Consider the following 17,841-nt stretch of genomic DNA (forward strand, 5'->3'; position numbering starts at 1 on the left):
AATTTGTACTATTTGTAAGCCTGCAATTTACGAAAAAAGATAGTGATTTGCTAATTTTTGCCCTTCTTCCGGCCACTCTTTCCGTCCAGTTCTTTCTGCATTTCTTTGGAGGGCTTTTGTAGCTTCTCGCCTATTCTTGGATTTTGTTTTTTATACCAGGGCATGCCTCTGTATTCTCCCTCGCCGTGCCGGTGCACCATGCGCGTTTGGCAGGATGTAATAGGACATGCAGGTCTGCAGGAAGAAGCCAAAGCGCTGCTGAAAATAAGCAGGAGGAATAAAGCACTTTTTCTCATAAGTGGGATCATAGGAAAAAATAGAAAGAAGTTCTGCCACAAAATAAGCTAATTCTACAGCGCGGCTCCCAAGTTTTTGGTTATTCCTAGAAAAATCATACATTGGTATATAGATAAAAACAGCTCTATCCCTTGACCCTCATGAAAATTAACGCCAAAAGTATCTTTCTATTCACCTTAGGATTAACGTATTCCGCTTTGGGGTTTTCCCAAACGAATGCCCCCCAAGGCCTTGATGCCCAAATGAACCTGAATAGGCTGGCCTCGGGAGCCACCTCCAACGTGCGGGTATTTGACAACCGGTATGAAGGCGTAAAAGGCAGCCCCTATTTTCTGGAGTCTTGGGCGCCGGGAGAGATTGAAATAAAAGCGAACAATACCGGTAAAACGGAGGTGATCAAAGACCTTAAATTGAAATACGATGTCTTCTCTAATTTATTAGTAGCGGTCATTCCTCAGTCCAAAGACACTTTGCAAATAGGTACGCAGCCGGTGATTTCTTTCCGTTTGGATGTTCCTACCGGAGACAACAAACTGGAATTCAGAAGAATCAAAGAAGCCCGCGAATTGGACCCTGCTTTGTCTGATGCCTTCTTCGCGGTGCTGTATGACAGCCAAAACGGGAAAGCGACGGTGTTGAAAAGAATTGCCAAAAAGAAAATAGAGGCTAACTTCAAGGGTCCTTACAGTGCCGGGCAAAACTATGATGAGATCGTGGATGAGACCAGCTATTACGTAGTGGCCAACGGCAAAATGAAGAAGGTAAAGCTGAACAGAAAGTCCCTTTTAGAGGCGTTTCCGGAAAAAGCGGATCAAATTAAATCTTTCATTTCAAGCCAGAAATTGGCCATGTCTTCAGAGGCAGATTTAATCAAAGCGGTTACTTATTACCAGTCTTTGTAAGCACCAATTGCTATATAAAACAGAAAGGGCGGCCAAGTTGGTCGCCCTTTCTGTTTTTAAGGAGTTTTCTTTACATCGGGCTCAAAACGCCGACTGACTACGCCGCCTTTTCGGCTGTCTACTTCCACCAAAAGGTTGGGCTTATTGGCATTGACAATCCAGCGGACTTTGATATAGCCCATGCCAGGGATGTTCGGGATCTCTAGGCGGGCCGGGTTCAGTTTCTGCTCTTTGCCCAGGTTCAAGTCTGCGTTCTCCAGGACCATGCCGGCTACCACAGTGGAGTCCCGCAAGGAGATATAATCCGGCCGCTCTATGTGGTATTTCAGGTCCTGGCTGGAGTGCGTGGGAATGATGCGGGTGTTGGCTACCGTGGCGGTAACCTCCGTCAGGCCGTGGGGCAGTTTGCGGGTCTGTACCTCCTGGATCACCAACTGAGGCAATTGAAACGCTTGATAGACGGTGAAAGCCATGTTGCGGTGCGCGTCTTCCTCCAACAAAAAGCCCGGGTGTGCCCGTGGGTAGTTCTTCTTGAAGCCGCCAATTTCCACTTGCCCGTAGGTGGGATGGTCAAACGGCGTCCACTCCACAAAGGCTTCGTTGAACAAAAGCATCTGGTTGAAGTCGTATTGTTCTGCCTCGCGTTCTACTGAGCTGGTGCCCTTGCGGTCAAACTGCAGGTACGGTGACATCAACTCGTTGGAGAACGTGAAAATGCCGCGCGCGCCATGGAACCAGTCCAACTCTCCCCCAAAGGCGGAGTACAGGTCTTTGTACACCACCATGTAGGTGTACCCGGGAATAATCTGCTCGGCGTATTTCCCCAGCAGGTCATAGACCTGGTTGTCATCGCGGTTATAGGTGTTCAAGTCTTCCTCAGCCCCGGGGCCACGCAAAATCATGCCGCCGTTATTGTGGTAACTCTGGGCCCCTGCAATGTTGGGGTGGCGCAACACAAAATCCTTTACCGCCCGGTTCTCAGGAATGGAAAAAGGGTATTTGTAGGCGCCCCGCTGGATGTAATCTGGTTGCCAGTTCCAGGCCCAGTCGCGGTTAGGGTCATAGTAGCCAGGCGGGTCCTCGTTCACTTTTCCGTCACCGTCATTGTCCAGGCCTTCGTAGCCCAGCAATTCATACTGGCCAGGTTGGTCTGGCTTGGTCGGTATCAACCGTAACGGGTTCTGCGGATCCTGAATGTACCGGCCGTTAGGTGATTTGCGGCGCATGAAGGTGATGTGCCCGTCCTTGTTCAAATCATCGGGTCGGTCTTCGTCCACCAGGCCATCACCGTCATCGTCCAGGGGAATCATGCCAGACCTTGGCGAGTGGGGCGAGTTGGCCTGGTGCATGTAGTGGTTCCGCGCATCCGGGTTGATGGTAGGCAGGATGTAGAACGTCTTCTGCTGCAGCAGTTCTTTAATGAACTTATTGTCCTGGAAGTTCTCTACCAGGTACCAGGCAGTGTACAGCGCGAACTCAGAGCCCTGGATTTCATTGGAGTGGATGTTCCCGTCAATGTACATGGCCGGTTTCCGGTCGGGGTCTCCGGTGCTGAAGTCGGAAATGGTGAGGGCCCAAAGGCGGCGGCCTTCGTAGGAATCGCCAATGGTTTCCATTTTCACTAAGTCCGGATGGGCCTTGGCCAATTTGGCGCAGATCTCGGTGAGGCCGTCATAGTCATAGTAACGGTTCCAGCTAACGGGCACTTTGGGGTCCTGGGGTGTACCCGCTGCCCTGAAAACCTGCTCTGCCGTTTGGGCCTTCGTTTCAGAAATCTGCCCTGAAAACAAGCAGGCTGACAGAAGCGCGATGGTTAATATTCTTTTCTTCATGGCAGGAAACTAGCGGAGGAAGACTTCTTTGGTTTGTTTGCCGGCGGTGGGGCTGCTGGCGATGATGGAGACGTAGCCTTTGCCGTTCACCAACCAGGAGACCTGAAACTTCTCGCCGCCGGCCAGCGCGTTGCTCAGCTGGATTTGATTGCCGGAGACTACTTCCTGTTTATCGCTCAGCTTCAGGGTCACCTTCACTTTCTGCACCCACCTGGTCCGGTCTCCTATCTCTGAATGCGTGGGCAAGGAGCCTTGGTTGTATACGTCAGCGGTGATACGAGTGAGCCCGCCTGCCACTTTCTCTGAACTGATGTTCACGATCTGCAGCGAGGGCATCCATTTGGCGTAGGCCGAGAAAAACTGGAAGTGTTTGGTAGCCAAAGGACCTAAGGTGCGCACTGGGGGCGTCTGTTTCACGTAAGGCGCTAATCCGCCAATCTCCACCTCCTGGTCAGGAAAGTCTGGGTGCTTGATGGGTTTCCAGTTCACAAAAACACCTGCCATGTCGTTGGCCTCGGCCCAGCGCAGGAAATTGACGTCATCATGCTCGGAAGGCGTCAGCGGTTTCTTGCCGCCCGTGGTATCCTGGGAGGCTTCCAGGGCAGGAGTCCACCAGCCGGGTGTGCTGTAGCTGAATCTTCCGTAATGAAAATAAGCCCACTGCAGCACATCGCCGGGTGAAGGCGCCACTTTAGGGCCGTTCTTGAGCCGGGTGGTTCTGTTGTAGAGCTTGGAAATCTGGCTGTTCACGGCGGCGTCTTTCTCCAGCAGACCGCTCACGATCCGTTTGGAGGCAGCCGCCTTGTCAAACCGCAAGGGTTCGGTGAGGGTGTTGGCCGGCCCGAAGACAAACACCGCGTACACGTTTCTGGCCTCGTACATGAAATCTGCGAAGGCTTTGGTTTCCCGCTCAGACATGGGGTGCTCGCCGGCGCCTTGCTGAAAATAAGGGTAGTCAAATGTAAAATTCCGGTTGAACATCACGCCGCCCTCGGGGTCCTCGTTCCACTTGCCGTCTTTGTCGTTGTCTATGCCCTCGGTGTACAGCAGGTAGCCGCCTTTCTCACCTTTAGAGACATCGGCTTTCACCATCACCCGCGGGTCTTCGTCTGCGGGGCGATACGGGCCGGTGGGGTTCTTGACGCGCATCATGGTAATAAGGCCGTCTTTGTTCAGGTCTTCGTAAGCGTCCTCAAACATGCGTCCGTCCCGGTCATCGTCAATGGGTTGGGCGTTGCCCGACCGTTCCCAGCGCAGCTTCTCGTGGTATTGCTCAGAGGCATCTGGATTGAGGTTGGGGAAGATGTAGAAGGTTTTGCTCAGCAGCAGATCACGGATGGAATCCTGCAGTACGGCGCCTTGTAGCATCTGCTCGGCCATCTGCACCGCCAACTCGGTGGTGGCCAATTGGGTGCCTTCCACGCCAGCCGCCACTACAATGGCGGGTTTGTTCGCGGCATTGTCCCGGCCCATGGTCAGAAGCCAGATCTCTTTTCCGGTGGCGGTTTTGCCCACGGTGGTAAGCGAGACCAGTTTACTGTAGCGGGTACTCAGTTTCTGCAGCCGGGCGGTGAGCTGTTCATAGCTCTGGTAATCGCGTTGCGCCACGGCCAGCGTACTGATGCCGGAGAACGCGATGCCCAAAAAGGCTGCCTTAAGATGCTTGTTCATGAAAGATACTTGATGCTTAATCTAATCGGCTTTAGCTGTGAGTTGAAAAGCGGCGGGCGGAGTTTCTTCTCCGTGCCATTCCTGGAGAAACTGTTCTACAAATTGCTCCATGTACGCGTGCCGCTGCTGGGCCAGCTGGCGCCCGGCGGCCGTGGAGAAACGATCTTTCAACAGGAAAAGCTTCTCGTAAAAATGGTTGAGCGTGGCTCCCTGGTTTTTCTTGTATTCCTCAAAAGAGGCGTGTAAACGCGGCTCCTCCCCCGGATGGTACATTTCTCGGCCTTTGTGCCCGCCGTAGGCGAAAGCCCGCCCAATCCCGATGGCCCCAATGGCATCCAGGCGGTCAGCGTCCTGCACCACTTTGCCCTCCAGGGTGGAAGGCGTGGTGTCTACGCCAGCGCCTTTGAACGTCACTTCCCGGATGATCTGGCAAACTTTCTCCATCAGTTCTTCCGGGGCGTCGTGCTCCTGCAGCCATTTCTTTGCGGCCCGCGGACCGGCTTCCTCGTCTCCTGCGTTGAATTTCCAATCGGCGATGTCATGCAGCAGCGCGCCCAACTGTACCACGGTAAGGTCGGCGTTCTCCAGTCTGGCGATGGATAAGGCATTCTGCCATACCCGTTTAATGTGCCACCAGTCATGGCCGGAGCCCTCGCCGGCGAATAGTTTCTCTACGTGTTGGGCGGTGATTGCCACCAGTTCTTCAGCCTTCATCGGGGAAAATTAGTCAAAAAAAAGCAGAGCATCGTTCCAGCCGGACTTTGTCACCTTACAATCCTGTTTTAGGTCTGTTTACGAATAAATAAGGTCAAAAAGCAGGCAGGTTTTGAACGATATAACTAAACCTTTAAGCTATTTTCTTGCTGACTGACCTCCATTAAAACATACCTGTTTAGAGCCTGTTTAGAGTAATATGGGCTAAAACCTGAAGGACATTTCAACTTATATAAAAGGCTGAAACTGGATTATTGCCCCTTTATGGCAGTTCACTGGGCTTAAATCTTCCATAAAAGCTTGGGCCAAAAGGGAATTGCTCCAAATTACTCCTGAGTTTACCATCACCTAGAGGAAAAATGTTGCTTTACAGGCGATTAAATGAATAATTCTGCCTGAATTCTATATATAAATTGTGGTAAACACGTATAGAAGCCGAGACAATAAACAAGAACGCCTTTGAAAACAAACATACTATTGCTGGCGCTGTTCGCCCTGCCACTGGCCTCCCTAGCCCAGGTTTCCTCGGAAGCTACTACTGACTCCCTTTCGCGGGACTCAGTGGCCCAAACCGCTGTTACCCAGGATACTGTGGCTCCTGCCTATCGTAAACTAAATGTATACCCTGTCGCCTATTACACTCCCGAGACTCAGTTTGGCTTTGGGGTGAAACTGGTTCACGTCCGGAAATCGAAAGGAGGATTGCCTAACGACCGGCCTGACCTTTACTCGCCCACCTTCGTGTATACCACCAGAAAGCAAATTTTAACGGCGCTCTCCGCGGATGTTTGGCGGCAGCACAATGGCCAGCACCTGTACGGACAGGCTGAATACAACAACTACCCTTACTTCTTTTTCGGAATCGGGAACCAGAGCCCTGAGGAAGCGGAGGAACCTTATACCAGCCGCACCATTAACTTCTTCGGACAGTTTGACCAGAAGATCTTTGCTAAAGTATTCCTGGGCGCCCGGTACGAGTTCAAGCACGAGACCTTACCTGACATCCAGGAAGGCGGCCAACTGGCACAGAAAAACATCATCGGAAGCGAAGGCGTGGTGTCTTCAGGAATTGGCCCGGTGCTCATGATTGACAGCCGCGACAACAACTACACTCCTAAAACCGGACATTACCACCAATTTTCGGCGTTGTTCTTTGGCAAGTATCTGGGCGGTGAAAACAACTTTACCCGCTACAAACTTGACCTGAGAAAGTATATGTCAGGCTTGGGACCAGGCGTGTTGGCCGTACAGGGAATCTTCACGTTTACGGTAGGCGATGCACCTTTCCAGCACTTGGCCACCCTAGGCGGCGTGAACGTGATGCGGGGATTTTTGGAAGGCCGGTTCCGGGATGAAGATGCCATTGTGGGCCAGGTAGATTACCGCTTCCCAATCAAGGGGCGCATTGGTGCAGCCGTATTCGGCGGAGCCGGGCAGGTCTCCAAAAGAATTCCAGATTTTGCCGCAGATCAGTTTCACTTTGCAGGTGGCGGCGGTCTCCGGTACAGGCTCAACGATGAAGGAATGGTAGTCCGTGGTGATGTGGCGTTCTCAAAAGAAGGCATGTACATCTACTTTTCTTTCGCAGAGGCGTTTTAAGGCAGTTAAGCGATAAGAAGCCCAAAAAATAGAAGCCGCTGCAAGGATATCTGCAGCGGCTTCTTGTTTTTAGGCGCGATCCTCCTCAATAAAACCGATGATCGTCTATATTGCTATGCGCTCTATTTAATTTGTTTTGTCTCCAGTGTACCAACCTTCGGTAAGATTTGGATCACAAAACGGCGGTCGCGCACGTCGCCGGTGCGGCCGGCACCTTCAAAGCCGCTGCCGGAGGCAATGAGCTCGATCCGTTCTTTGGGGAATTTGATGCCGGCGTTGCGCCAGAACTGCAGCAGCGCCAGCGCCCGTTTATAGCTCAGTTCCAAAGCGTATTCGCGTTGGGTGATGTTGCGGGCGTCACCTCGGGGGAAACTGGCGGCCCGGCCGTCAATCACAATCAGGTATTTTACATCGGCACCTTTCACGGAGTTCACCACCCTGCTCAATTCCTGCCCTGCCCGGCGCAAAGGAACCAGGGATCGCTGTGGAATGGTGGCGCTGCTTTGCTCAAACAGCACATCCACCAGCAACTCGTGGCGCTTGTATCTTTCGTTGTACTGGAAGTAGCGGCTGTCCAACCGGGAGAGCGCGGCTTTGATTTCGTCTAATTTGCGCTTCTCCTGCACTTCTACCTGCAGACGGGCGATGTTGCGGAGGTTCTCAGATGATTTGTCTGTGAACATCTTAAAACTCAGCACGAACAGCACCAGCATAATGAGGAAAAGCGCCGTCATGAGGTCTACATAACTGGGCCAGAAGAAGTCTTGGTTTTCTTTGTTCATGGTCTGTTACCCCTTTCTGCCGTTGCTCTGCCCCGTCCCGAAGATTTTACCCAAGGCGGCTTTGAACGCCCCGGGTTCCATGCTTTTCTCCACGTTCGCGTTCAAGACGGCTAGCTGTTGCAGAAGCTGCTGCTGGATCTCAGTATCGGTGTCTATTTTGCGGAGCAGGCGCTCGTTGGTTTGTTTGATCTCCTGGGCCAGGTCCTGCTGTTGCTTGTTGAGGTGGTCCTGCTGCGGATTCAGGTTCTCAAAAGGGCGCATGTAATCCAGGATGCGCTGGTACAGGTTGTCCTCGTTCAGCCTCCTGAAGTGCTCCTGCCATTTCTCATAGGCATTCTGGGCATCGCGCTCCTGGTGCTGCAAACGGGCTTGCATTAGGTCGGTGAGTTTTAGGGCCGCTTTGTCAAAATACTGCTCGGTGCGGTTGGCTATGGAATCCAGTTCCTCCTCATGACGGTTGAAGAAACTAATCTGCCGCTGGATGGATTCATCGTGTTGCTTCAAATACCCCGGCACCTGGTCAAAACCTTCCTGCAGTTTGGTCAGGCGGTTCAATACTTGGGTGATGTTATGGGTGAGTTCCCCGCCTTTCCGCACAGATTCATTCAAAGCCTCCTGGTACTGCAGGAAATTCATGAACAGGCGCTCGCTTTCTTTGATCTTGTCAAACACCTGCAGGTTGGCGTTGGCCATCTGGGTGAACCCAATCTGGTCCAACTTCTGGATGAATTCTTTCTGGGTGCTGATGTTGTCGGTGAGCGTCTCCACGATCGGGCGGAAGCCCAATATCTTGTCCAGGAAATCCTTGTTAAACGAGTCCAGCACCGACTTCAAGTTGCCCAGACTAGCCGACATGTCTGAGTTAAGCTTGGGCAACAAATGCGTCTGCAGGAACGTGTAGTAGTCGTTCTTGCGGTGATCACGGGTGCTGCGGGCGTTCTTCAGGGCGTGGTTCCCCATCATGGTGAATAGCAAGCCGCAGAGACTACCGGCCATGGCAATGAGCACGCCAAACAGGAACGAGGGAATATTCTGGTCGGTGATGAAGGAAGAACCTTCTTCTGAGGAACCCGTCATACCGGTCCACACCAGGCTGGAAAGCCCCAGGATCACCCCCGAGAAGGTACCCAGCAAGCCCACGTACAAAGGCGTGGCGATGGTAGACTGCACTTCCTGGTCCAGCGCATCTGAGTGGCGTTCAGCTACGTCTTTGAGGATGTTGAAATCGGCGGCCGCGCCTTTGTTCAGCCGGAGGTACTCATTGGTGCTTTTATTAATTTCCTGGAACGTAGCCGAGGGATTTCTTGCCTCAATGAGATCAGCATACGCACCATTGTCCATCGGCTCTGCCGTTGCTACCGGGGCAGGCGCCGTGTCTTTGGCCAGGTAGATGTTGCCGTCCCGGTGCAATTGGCGGAACTTCTCAATGTTGATGGTATAGAAAGGGATCTCGCCGTTCTGCGCCTCAATGTGGAGTTCTTCGGCATCTACCGCGATGACCCTTTTCACCACCGGGTTGGTAGGCGAAAATTCCCTGAAGTACTCTCCGTAGAGCAATTGGTCCCATTGTTTCTCTAAAGACGGGGCCGCCGCCGCAACTGGTTCTTTGGCCGTAAGCGAGCGGCGGGTCACAGATAGGTCTTCCTTCGCCGGGAAAAGCCCTTCTATGCTCTCCACCTTCTGGCGGTTAGCCAGATACACGCGCCATTGGTACCCTATGATGAGGATCACCAGCAGCGCCTCGAAAATAAATATTCCTTCCATGTAGGTTTATTGTCAATAATAGGCAGCCAGATTCAGGTTGGCTATAGGTTAGGTGTTCTGTGATAGACGGATTTATGAGGAGAATCTCAAGCCTTCCTTCAGGTTAAAGATAGGTATTCTGGGGCTCTTTGGCAGTGGCTTAAAGCAAGGAGAACCGTTTTAGAGCTGTTTATAGCAAAACAGGCCCAAAACGGTTCTTTACTCTGAAGGTAGTTTCTAAATAAAACTACCGGAAATCTATCCTTGCCTTGTCCTGGATTTTCCACCCGCTGCTAGTTCTCACCAGCAAGCCATCCCCCTGCTGAATAATTTGGCTAACCATGCGATTAGAGGGCTTTTCAAAAGAGAAGGCGTTCTCCAGCCGGTCCATGCCCTGGGAAATCACGAAGGCCTGGTTGCCGCCCAGGTTAAATCGGTAATTGGTGGTGGGAACTCCTTCCACAGGCGAGTCAATCTCCAGGTAAGAATCAGAGTCGGGGCGCTGCTGCAGCTGGTGCGTTTTGATGGTTCCGTCCTCTGGGATAATCGCGTAGCGGGTACGGCTCACCGGCTCTGGAGCAGGCGCCGGAGTTGGGGCCGATTGCTGGGTTAACTCGTTCAGAAGGTCGTCGCCCACAATTCCCTGACCTAACGTAGCTGCGGCCACTGGCTGATTGGCGGGGTTCAATTCCTCTCCTGGCATAACAGGCTCACGTCTTCTGTTTTCGTTTCTTCTTTGCTGTTGCTGGGGTTGCCGAGGCTCACGGGCAGGTTGGGCGCTCCCGGCCACGGGCTGTTGCTGCGGCTGCTGGGGTTGTCGCTGGCGCTGCTCCTGCGGCTGCCTAGGTTCCCTTGGTTCCTGGGGCTGGCGCGGCTCTCTAGGTTCACGCGGCGGTCTTTGCTGCTGGGGCTGTCCCTCCTGCTTTGGCCTGGGCTCTTGGGGCTGACGTCCCTGTTGCTGAGGCTGGCCTTGTTTCTCGCGTGGTTCCTGTTGGCCCCGGCCGGGCTGCTGGTTCTGGTTTCTTTGTTTTTGCTCCTGGGGCTGCTGGGCCTTGGGCTGCTGTGGCTGTAACTGCGGATTCTGTTGGTTTCCGCGGCCTTGCTGGCGGCCGTTTTCCTGGGGCTGGTTCTTGCCACTTCTTCTCAATTGGTTTTCCAGGGACTTTAGACCGGCTTCCAACTCACGGTTTTTCCTTTCCAGCGCCTTCGTTCTTGAAACGATCCCGCCCATTTTTAAAAAGGTGAAAACTGCGACAATGAGTGCCACAACCCCTAAGATGATAGGTACATATGCCATACCGTAGATGTTTTTGAATATGAATGAGGTAATAAAAAAGCCTCAGATGCTTCGCGTGAAAGCACCTGAGGCATCAAAGTTAAACAAATGCGCCTACCTGTTGCTGATATAATTCCTTAGACAACAAATACAACGATTGTTTCAGGGGCATGAAGAACATGGTCTCCGGAATCAACTCCCGGTCAGAGAGGCCTCTGAGGGTTTCTTCCAGCACCATGGTGTAGCTGTCCTGGATGTTGGAACGCATGAAGTTCAGGATCCAATTTGGATCCACTTCCACGCCCATGGAACGCATGAGGGGTGCAATGTCCGCGTCATCCAGTAGCATTTCCAGGCAGGCCATCACATTGTCCAGCACTTCCTGCCGGATGTTGGAAGAAATCTGGCTTTTGTTCACGGCTCTCAAGGCGTCTTCCCCGGTAGCGGCACCGGTAGGGCGCATGATCGGAATATCGGTCAGGTCAGACAGGTTGTTGCCTTCCAGGGCCATGGCGCCGCCGTTGGCGGTAACCTGTTTAGGGTTGTCTACCAGCACCAGTCTGAAGTTGCCCGGTGCCTCCTGGCCCGTTACTTTCCGGAAGATGGTTTTGGCGTAGCGCTCCACGTTGGATAGGTTGTTGCCGGCTGCCAGCAGTTTGATATACAAGCTACCCTGGCCGCTGAAACAAATGTAACGCGGTACCTGGGTGCCTAGCTGCTGGGTGAGCTGCGCCAGGTGGTACATCAAGGCCCCAAAGTGCAGGTAGAACATCAGGCGCAATTGGCGGGCCTGCAGCAGCTGCGAGCTGTAGTGCAGTTCCTTGTCGTAGCTGAAAAGCAAGCTGGTGATATCGGCAGAGCTGAAATCTAGGTTGTCCAGGGCTGTCTCCAGGAACTTCTTGTACTCCTTGCCTTCCTCGGTGAGCGGAATCTGCAACACGTGGGCTACTCCGTATTGCAGCAACCCATTATCCTTGCTCGTTTTCACAGAGGCAAAGCCATCGCCCCACAGGTCATTCCCCGCAAAACGGAACGAGGCACTGTGCGAGGGTTTGCGGTTCGTGAACAGAAGCACATCGGTGGTACCGCCGCCTATGTCTACGTTAATCAGGTTCTCGTCCTGGCTAGGCACCACCACCCCGGTTCTGGACAGGTAGTAGTACGGCGCCACCGACTCGGTGATGCAGGCCGTATTGCGGCCGTTTTTGAAAATGTTGTGGTAAACCCCGTCCCATACGTTCTGGAACATGTTGCGGGAGTAGTCATCAAAGCTCAATGGCGCAAACCACACCACTTTGGTATTGGCCACGTTGCCGTGGTTCAAAACCACCTTGTTCTTGATAAGCAGCATGATCTCGGTGAAAAAAGCCTCAATCCGGCGCTTACCGGTGTTGGACAAGGTCTCGCTCCACTTCAGGTCGGTGTGGTAGTTCTGCTTGTACTGGTCCTGATGCGTGCCCTCAGTATTGATGGAGAACCCGATGTTGATGTTCCCGAACAAGCTTGGGATCTGGTTCTCAAAGTCGATGGACTCGCAGGTGGCGGTTCTGGTTGGGAACGTGTACAAAGACCCGCCGGAGTTGATGATCAACGGCAGGAACTCGCGCTTCAACAACGTTTCCACCGCGAACATACGCCCGAAGCCCCGCTTATGGAACCGCTGGTAATCTGACAGGGAAGTATCATCAGAGGGCTTGTTCAGCATCACCAACTGCTGGTCACCGGCCGTGATGGAGAACTCCTTGGGTGGTTGGTTCGCTCCTGAGGTGTAGGCGATGTGCGTGTTGGAGGTCCCGAAGTCAATGGCGAAGGTAAAGGTCTGAATGCCTTGCTGCACTTCCTGGAACTTGGGAACGATCAACGCGCGGCCGGTGAAGTCCACGCCCGCATGCACCAGCTCGGCTACATCAAAGTGCGTCCCCCTGATCTCGTAGTAGGTACTGCCCGCGCTGCTGTTGCTTTTCTTTGTTCTGCGCTGCGAAGTTGCGGAGATAAGTCCTCCGGAGGCTTCCAGTTGCCGCCCGCCGGCGTAGAAGGTGAGCGAGTGGTTCCGGTTTACCAGAAGTGGATCAATGTCCTCGTCCACCAGCATCACCTTGTAGAAATCATTGTAGGTAGGCGCATCGGTGAACTTGTAGAACGGAAACACGCCAATGCCCACCCGTGATTTAAGAATGTGCCCTTTCTCCGGGATGATCTCACCGTGGGCGTCCTTGGAGTTCATCGGGTTGTCATAGTAGCTGCGCTCATAGACCACGTTGCCTTTCTCGGTAGGGATTGACAAAGTGACGCGCACGTGGTTCACATCCACGTAAAACGTGAGGTGTGTAGCCAAGTCCTGAGGCGTGAAATACTGGAAGTACAGGCTGGTTACCGGTAACAAGTAATTGAAAACCTTCTCGGTGACGCCCGGTTGGTACAACACGGTGCCGCTGTAGAACCGGTCGGTGTTCACCTCGTAAGGCACCTGCACAATGGTTTCCTGCAACAGGTCATTAACGGTGAGGTACGGATAATTGAACCCTACCCCGGGAAGAGAACGAGCCTCAATCTCTTTGCTGTCAGAGTACCCCACGTTGGTGTTGGCAGGCCAGGCCAGGTTGTTCACGTACTTCACATGCGGTGCCAAACGCAGGTCTGGCTTGAGCACGATAGGTCGGTCGCCGGAGAACATGGAGTTGGTAGGCCGCAAAAAAAGGTCGCTGCTGGTAACCGCGGTCTGGTCTTTCTTCACCAGGAAGTTCAGGTGCCCCACGTGCACCGGGTTCTGCTGCAGGTCTACTAGCGGCAGGTATTCCGCGGAAATGCCGGTCTGCCAGCTTACTCCGGACATGCTGATGCTTTTGAGCAGGTGTTCATCCAGGGAATTGTACACGGCCGGGAAGGCACGGATGTATTCTGGATTGGAGACAAACAGCTTGTGCACGTACTCTTTGAAGTCGCGCTCGCGGTCATTCAGAGAGATGTAGTTGTGGTCAAAATACACACCCACGTTCTGCGCCCGGTTTATGGACAGCGGCTGCACGTTGGGCGAAACAAACAGGAAAGTAAGCGGCGAGGTACCGCCCAGCAACTGCAGGCTGCGGTCACCGCGGGGCGAGGTGGACTCCAGGTAGAAAAGGAACAGGTCGTCTACTCCATGGAAGCGGCTGTCGTTCATGAACAGCTCCAGGGTTTTGCCCAGCAGGTGCGTGTTCTGGTTCGCCTGCATGGCCGCGAGCTGCTGGTGCTTGTTCCAGCGCCGGATCACAATTTTGTTTCCGCCCTGCGCGTAGCTCTGGTGGTTGTAGAGCAACTCCCACAAATCCCAGAAATGGGTCACAAACTTGTGGTAAATGCTGTTGTGGGTGCTGGTGACCCCTTGCTTCACAAAGTCGAACGCTGTCTCAAACAGGTGCATGCGGGCAAACGGCGTAGGAATGGAGGCGTTTATCTTCTGGGCCCGTCCGCCGGCCCCATCCACCATGTCCTTGATCTCGGTGCTGGTGATCTGGGCGGTTTTGGCCCACCCTTCTACGTTAGAGCCGGTTTTATGAAGACGAAGTACTTTCGGCATAAATCTGTCTGTTTTAATGTGTTTTTGAAAAAAGAGGCGCTAAACGACTTCTGTCTGTTCCTGACTCCCTCTCTTTTGTGGGCCTGCCTTTAAAAGCAAACCACCGCTGATGTTCTGTTTTGGCCTTGTTTTCAGGAAATCAATTTAAAAACAAGGGTCATTCCTCAGGAATATTTCAGCTTTTCTTCTACCAATCTGTTGGTGGCAATTTCAAAAGCCTTGATGGTGGCTTTAAAGGCTTCGCGGTCTGAGATGGATTCTGAGGCGCGATTCAGCTCTTTCACAAACGACCCTTGGTGAATGCCTTTGTTCAGGAAACCGGTTTCCACCTGTTTGTCTGAAACCATGCGGTTGAAGTCTGGTTCGTTGAGGTTGAACGCGGAGAAGGTTCTCTCCAGGCGGCCCAGCTCTCTCAACCACGACTCATAGCCGTACTCGGGGCTGGTGAGAAACTTGTTCAGTTCTTTGAACACTGGCTCATTGCGCATGGCGCCTGACAAATCCACGCCTTTGGCGTAGGCCGCCTGGGCATCCTCGGGCACGTGGGTGTTGTAATAGCGCGAGAAGTAATGGAATTTGATGAGCTGTTTGGCCAACCTATCCCGCGTTTCCTGATCGAAATTGGAAAACTGCACATTATCCACGTCCTCGCGCAGCCCAAACTCATGGTAATGCGAAGCGCCCGTGAGGTCGTTGTCGGTGTAGTCCATGAAGTCAATGATGGACAAGGCGCTGAGCATCTCTACTAAGTGAGCATCGTTTTTCTGGCTCGCGCGGCCCGGGTTGTTCTCCAGAGGCTTGTCCGGCGTGTCGCCGATGTAGTACGTGGCGTTTACCCCGGTGAGGTGGTTCTGGTAATACGAGAGCGCGTCTTTGGCTTTGGTAGTAAAGGTGTTGGAGTCAATGAAATCAGCCTCCACGCCGGGCGCGGGCTGCTCCAGGGAGAAATAGGGCAACACCACCATGGCGCCGGTCAGCGCCGAGTTCAGGCTGGAGGCATTAGGAAGCTTGGAATGCACATCCTTGAAGTTCTTCAGCAAAAGCGGGAAACCTGCCGCGCCGGTACCCCCGAAGATGGAGCTCACAAAGAAGATCCGGTCGCCGGCCTGGAAATTGGAAGCGAAAAAACGCATCTCCGGGGAATCAATGATCTCGTTGAGGACCACGCTGCCTACGTTGGGGCTGCCTCGGAACCCCACATCCAGGCTGTTGTTCAGGTTCTCGGGGGTGAAGAGCAAATCCACCAGTGCCTGGGAGTCTATGTCCAGTTGGTTGTAGCCCACGTGGTCTTTGAAGGGCTTGTTGATGCCCCCGAAGTCATACACGAAAGAGTCTCTGATTTTGGAGGAACCGTCGCCGGCGATGCTGGAGAGCGTGCTAATGTTGGTATGGAAGAAGCCTTCGTCGCGCTTGCCTAACTGGTCGTGGAGGTGCTTGTAGGTTTTAAGCAGTTCCACCGTGCGGTTCATGTCCCCGTTTTGGGTATCGGGGTCAATGATGATGGGTACTATCTTGTCACAGTTCTTGATTTTGACACCGGCGGCCATGAGCATGACCAGAGAACGGATGACCCTGGAGCCCGTGCCCCCAATTCCGAATACAAAAAGTTTTGCCATAGTTTATCTAGTGTGGGGCCATTTCATAGGAGTAGTCCAAGCCTGGACAGATCCTTTTTTGAGCAGCAATGAGAAAATGAAAAACAGAATAAGGCTGAGAATGGCATTCACCAGCGCAAAGGTGTAGGTGTAAGAATGGGTCTCAATGCCGTTGCCGTTCACCTGGGCAATGGGCACAATGAAGGCAATCACCGCGTTGATCACGAGCATGATGGTCCAGTGCACGGGCTTGTAGAACCCGGTGCTCATAACGCGGTTGAACACATAGTAATACAGGATGACCAGCGCCAGCGAGATCAATATCAGTTGCAATCCCGTGTTGGGGAACACCACCTCGCGGTAATCATTGGTGTAGTTGGCGGGCATGGGGCGGCCCAGGAATAATTCATACAGCCCGGAGAAGAAATTTTGGATCATCCTTACTTGGTTTCTTTGTTAAACTTCATGGTTACACTAAACACGTTTTCACTTTTATCTCGGTAAAGCGCCTGCACGCCTTCCATTATTGAATTCAACTGGTACGTCTTTCTGGGAGCCCCGGCCGGATTGTTGTCGTTGGCGGTGGACCACTGCCCTATCCAGGCGGGCGCCACCTGCGGCAAAGCTAGCGAGATAGAACCCGTGTTCGCGGTCAGTTGCGGCACCTTCACCCGCACATAATGGGTGTACTGGGCTAAATCCGGGGTGGCCTTCACGTCTTCCGAGGCTACAATTACTGTACCAATAGAGGCCTTTCCGCCGGTCACCGCCAGCCGCAAATGCTGCTTTAGGTAAGCTACGTCTTGCAAGGAAGCCGGGAAATTACTGAGGTTCAAACCAATGGTGAACTCCACCGGCTCGTCTTTTTCCGGCATTAAATTTAAGCTGGTGCATACCTCCGCGGTCCGGCTGGTACAATACACAACGCCCAGGGGTTTGAATGTATTGGATTTAAGCATAGCCGAAAATGGAACGCGTTGGTAGTCAAACCCAAAATATGCCTGCTGGGCCGGAAGATTACGGAGCACCTTGTTCGTGACGGTCTGTACCTCCTGCTGTTTGCCAATAACCCAGATGTAGAACGGAACCTCCTCCCCGTTGAGCGTGCGTTTTACGGCCGGTTTTTTCACCGCCGGGTAAAAACTCCCGAAGAACGGCGACGCATCTGCCAGCACCGCCACCACCAGGTTTTCATGCTCGGCCTTTTTGAGGCTGCTTCTAATGTCTGAGTCCAGGGAAAGGAACTGCCCCGGGTTGTTGGGGTCCGGGCCATGGATGAAGTCAGAGATCACCACACTCACGGCGCCGCGCTCCACTGAGTTGTTCAAAGCCGCTTGCAACATGTCTGGCAAGGGCGTACCGAGTACATTGGCTTTGATGCCGCTAGTGATGGTGTTTTTGAGGGTGCCATATGATACGCTGTCAAGCACCGGTTGGCCCTGGGCGTTCTGACCGGCCAGGTAGTAGCGCTTGTCTTCCACGTAAATGCCGTCCTGCACCTCAGAGATGAGTTTGTTGAGGCGTTTCTGGAAAACAGTGGGTTCTTTTTCGGCGGCTGGCGGGGGCATAAAGCCTTTCATACCGTTGGAGACTTCCAGGTACAGATCCACGTCTACTTTGGCTCTGGCGGCAGGCGGCGTTTCATTGACCGGTTCATCTGCAGGCTTCTGAGAAGGGGTTTGCGCCTGCGCCGATAGTTTTTCTGAGGGGGTTCCCTCCTGATTGGATTCCTTCTTATAGCAACCGGAAAACACCAGCGCCATGCAAAGCAGTAGCATTTCACCTTTACGAATACACCTTGTTTTGAACATGCCCTTGGGATGAGTATTATTGCGCACTTACTGTGAATATAGCAAAAAGGTTATTTTTCAAAT

At 53.1% G+C, this 17,841-nt stretch carries 13 protein-coding genes; 2 read left to right on the top strand and 11 right to left on the bottom strand.

The genetic code is table 11. From position 1 onward, the window contains the following. Window positions 1–150 precede the first annotated feature (150 nt). A complete protein-coding gene (locus FOA19_RS12790) occupies window positions 151–399 on the bottom strand; it encodes a hypothetical protein (RefSeq protein WP_149091195.1) in 249 nt (82 codons plus the stop codon). 38 nt (window positions 400–437) lie between these two features. On the opposite strand from FOA19_RS12790, the gene FOA19_RS12795 reads away from it, so the two are divergent. Then, window positions 438–1,199 carry a hypothetical protein gene (locus FOA19_RS12795; protein WP_149091196.1) on the top strand — a complete coding sequence of 254 codons (762 nt, stop codon included), beginning with the start codon at window positions 438–440 and terminating at the stop codon, window positions 1,197–1,199. Window positions 1,200–1,255: 56 nt separating this feature from the next. On the opposite strand, the gene FOA19_RS12800 is transcribed toward FOA19_RS12795, so the two are convergent. From FOA19_RS12800 to FOA19_RS12810, 3 genes are read right to left on the bottom strand one after another with little or no spacing between them, the layout of a single operon-like run. Then, window positions 1,256–3,031 (bottom strand): M14 family metallopeptidase, encoded by a 1,776-nt coding sequence (locus tag FOA19_RS12800; protein ID WP_149091197.1) that lies wholly within the window; start codon window positions 3,029–3,031, stop codon window positions 1,256–1,258. Between the two features lie 9 nt (window positions 3,032–3,040). Next, entirely contained in the window at window positions 3,041–4,702 is a 1,662-nt protein-coding gene (locus FOA19_RS12805) for a M14 family metallopeptidase (RefSeq protein WP_149091198.1), read from the bottom strand. 21 nt (window positions 4,703–4,723) lie between these two features. Beyond that, window positions 4,724–5,416, bottom strand: a complete 693-nt coding sequence (locus tag FOA19_RS12810) for an HD domain-containing protein (protein WP_149091199.1) — start codon at window positions 5,414–5,416, stop codon at window positions 4,724–4,726. A gap of 459 nt (window positions 5,417–5,875) precedes the next feature. Between FOA19_RS12810 and FOA19_RS12815 the strand changes: the two genes are divergently transcribed. Continuing rightward, window positions 5,876–7,015, top strand: a complete 1,140-nt coding sequence (locus FOA19_RS12815) for a BamA/TamA family outer membrane protein (RefSeq protein WP_149091200.1) — start codon at window positions 5,876–5,878, stop codon at window positions 7,013–7,015. A 122-nt stretch (window positions 7,016–7,137) separates the two neighbouring features. Here FOA19_RS12815 and FOA19_RS12820 read toward each other — a convergent pair whose 3' ends face one another. The 7 genes from FOA19_RS12820 to FOA19_RS12850 all read right to left on the bottom strand — a co-directional run bounded on the left by FOA19_RS12820 (window position 7,138) and on the right by FOA19_RS12850 (window position 17,745). Continuing rightward, window positions 7,138–7,797, bottom strand: coding sequence for an OmpA family protein (locus FOA19_RS12820; protein ID WP_149091201.1), 660 nt, complete (start codon window positions 7,795–7,797; stop codon window positions 7,138–7,140). Window positions 7,798–7,803: 6 nt separating this feature from the next. Next, window positions 7,804–9,561, bottom strand: a complete 1,758-nt coding sequence (locus FOA19_RS12825) for a hypothetical protein (protein WP_149091202.1) — start codon at window positions 9,559–9,561, stop codon at window positions 7,804–7,806. Window positions 9,562–9,787: 226 nt separating this feature from the next. Continuing rightward, window positions 9,788–10,837, bottom strand: coding sequence for a hypothetical protein (locus FOA19_RS12830; protein ID WP_149091203.1), 1,050 nt, complete (start codon window positions 10,835–10,837; stop codon window positions 9,788–9,790). 79 nt (window positions 10,838–10,916) lie between these two features. After that, complete coding sequence (locus tag FOA19_RS12835) at window positions 10,917–14,372, bottom strand: cell division protein FtsA (RefSeq protein WP_149091204.1); 3,456 nt, start codon at window positions 14,370–14,372, stop codon at window positions 10,917–10,919. 164 nt (window positions 14,373–14,536) lie between these two features. Next, window positions 14,537–15,988 (bottom strand): hypothetical protein, encoded by a 1,452-nt coding sequence (locus tag FOA19_RS12840; protein ID WP_149091205.1) that lies wholly within the window; start codon window positions 15,986–15,988, stop codon window positions 14,537–14,539. Window positions 15,989–15,991: 3 nt separating this feature from the next. Further along, on the bottom strand, window positions 15,992–16,405 hold the full coding sequence (locus FOA19_RS12845) for a hypothetical protein (RefSeq protein WP_149091206.1): 414 nt from the start codon (window positions 16,403–16,405) through the stop codon (window positions 15,992–15,994). 2 nt (window positions 16,406–16,407) lie between these two features. Next, window positions 16,408–17,745 carry a hypothetical protein gene (locus FOA19_RS12850; protein WP_149091207.1) on the bottom strand — a complete coding sequence of 446 codons (1,338 nt, stop codon included), beginning with the start codon at window positions 17,743–17,745 and terminating at the stop codon, window positions 16,408–16,410. Between the last annotated feature and the right edge of the window lie 96 nt (window positions 17,746–17,841).

The sequence above is a fragment of the Rufibacter hautae genome, from assembly GCF_008271695.1.
Classification (GTDB): Bacteria; Bacteroidota; Bacteroidia; order Cytophagales; family Hymenobacteraceae; genus Nibribacter; species Nibribacter hautae.